Origin of the sequence: Clostridium sp. (genome assembly GCF_051656525.1) — a bacterium.
Taxonomy (GTDB): Bacteria; Bacillota; Clostridia; order Clostridiales; family Clostridiaceae; genus Clostridium.
In genome coordinates, this window is sequence record NZ_JBOGCC010000105.1 from 1 (window position 1) to 2,546 (window position 2,546).

Genomic DNA, 2,546 nt, shown 5'->3' on the forward strand with positions numbered 1-2,546 from the left:
CAAGCATTAAAGGAGCTATAACAAAGAACATTACTACATAAGTTAGAATATCAAAAACTGAACTTGTTGGTCCTATCCATCTCATAAAGCTTCCAATAGATGAAGCGTCCCATTTTCTTCTTTTTTTCAAATATTCATAGTCCACATTATCCCAAGGAATTGAGATACATGAAATATCATATATAAGATTTAAAACTAATAATTGTATCGGTAACATTGGTAGGAAAGGTAGGAATAATCCTGCAACTAAAACACTAAACATATTTCCAAAGTTTGAGCTTGCAGTCATTTTTATATACTTTATTATATTTAAGAAAATTTTTCTTCCCTCTGTAACACCTTTATTTAATACATTTAAGTTTTTCTCTAAAAGAATAATGTGTGCCGATTCTTTTGCAATATCCACAGCTGTATCTACTGAAATTCCAACATCTGCACATCTTAAAGCTGGTGCATCATTAATTCCATCTCCCATAAATCCAACAGTTTTACCACTCTCTTTTAACACCTTAACAATTCTCTTTTTTTGGTCAGGTGATAGCTTTGCAAAAATATTTACCCTCTTTAATATTCTTCCTAAAGCCTTATCACTTATCTTATCAATATCTTTTCCACATAGCACTTTCTCACTAGAAATCCCCACTCTCTTGCAAACACTTCTTGTAACATTCTCATTATCACCAGTTAAAACAATTGTCCTAATTCCATTCTCTCTTAAATTCTCAATTGCTTCCCTTGCACTTTCCTTTGGTGGATCTAAAAAGCTTATATACCCCATCAACACCATGTCCTTCTCATCTTTTACTGAAAATTCCCCTTCTTTTGATGGATTATTTTTTTGTGCTATTCCTATAACTCTCATTCCATTTTTATTTAAATTGTCCACAGTTTCTAAGATTTCATTTTTTATATCCAAAGTCAATTCCACAACACTATTTTCATACTCTGCAAAAGTACAAATTTCTAAAATTTCCTCTATTGCACCTTTTGTTATTAACTGAGTTTTTTCATTCTTATCCCTTAAAACAACAGACATTCTTCTTCTGTTAAAGTCAAAAGGAATTTCATCAACCTTTGTATATAATTCATTAAGTTCCTTATAGCCTTCTTCTTCCCCATGCTCAAGAATTGCTCTATCTAAAAGATTTCTTAAGCCTGTTTGAAAATAACTATTTAAATAGCCATGCCTTAAAACCCTTATATCCTCATTACCATGTATATCAAGATGATTCTCTAAAATTATCTTGTCCTCTGTAAGAGTTCCAGTTTTATCAGTACATAAAATCTCCATCTCACCTAAGCTTTGAATAGAGTTTAAATTCTTAACAATAGTCTTAAACTTAGCCATTCTCATAGCACCCTTCGCTAAGTTTGTAGTTACAATCATAGGTAGCATCTCTGGAGTTAATCCAACTGCAACAGATAATCCAAACAATAAGGCTTCAAGCCAATCTCCCTTAGTTATTCCATTAATTAAGAAAACTACTGGAACCATACAAGCCATAAATTTAATCAATAAAAAGCTTACTGAATTAACACCTTTATCAAAGCTTGTCATCTCTCTTTTTCCTGTTACAGACTCAGTTATAGTTCCTAAATATGTGTCATTTCCAATCTCTATAACTATTCCTAAACCTGTTCCACTCACAACATTTGTACCCATATAGCAAATATTATCAAGGTCTAAATGAGTTCTTGCATTCTTATTTACAGTTTGCACCTTTTCTATTGGCTCAGACTCACCAGTAATACTTGATTGGCTTACAAACAAATCCTTTGACTCCAAAATCCTAATATCTGCAGGAATCATATCACCAGCTGATATCTTCACAATATCACCAACAATAATATTTTTTATATCAATTTCTTTTATCTCATCATTAATTAAAACTGCACTTGTAGACTTAACCATATTCCTAAGCTTCTCACCAGCTTTATTAGACCTTCCCTCTTGGACAAATCTAAGAATACCACTAAGAGAAACCATTAAAGAAATTATAATTACAGTTATTAAACTCCTATCCTCTGGAGCTTGTATTGCATAATCAGTAATAAATGAAACTATAGCAAGTCCTATTAATACAATTGAGAAAGGATTAAAAAAACTTCTTAAAAATCTTTTCATAGCTGTTTCTTCATTCTTATAAGTAATCTCATTTTCTCTTCTCTCACGTCTTACACTTTCCTTCTCCAAGCTCCCATCCTTGCTTGAATTAAGCACCTCAAATAAAGAATCTTCCTTCAAGCTTCCAAGCTCAAATAACTTCTTATAAATCATTTCCTTTTTTAAATCTTCTAATCTTTTATTTCCTCTTAAATTCATTTTCTATTCCCTCCATTTTTTTAATAATTTTGAGAATAGACAACATGATATCTAGTTAAACAAGCAATAATCCAAAAGTTAAACAGATAGACATTGCCTTTTTTAATATTAAATTTTTTGTTTTATTGCTCTGATTAAAGAGATACTCATCATCATCATTATAAACTTTGCCTATTCTCTGCTGACTACTTCCTGATTCCACTTGTTCTCACCTCACTTTTTT

General features: G+C 31.1%; 2 protein-coding genes. Both read right to left on the reverse strand.

Annotated features, from left to right (window positions below; genetic code table 11):
* Positions 1-2,323: magnesium-translocating P-type ATPase (mgtA, locus tag ACRDDY_RS04610; RefSeq protein ID WP_438563796.1), on the reverse strand; the 2,323-nt coding region annotated here is incomplete at its 3' end.
* 55 nt (positions 2,324-2,378) lie between these two features.
* Positions 2,379-2,525 carry a hypothetical protein gene (locus tag ACRDDY_RS04615; protein WP_438563797.1) on the reverse strand — a complete coding sequence of 49 codons (147 nt, stop codon included), beginning with the start codon at positions 2,523-2,525 and terminating at the stop codon, positions 2,379-2,381.
* Positions 2,526-2,546: the final 21 nt, after the last annotated feature.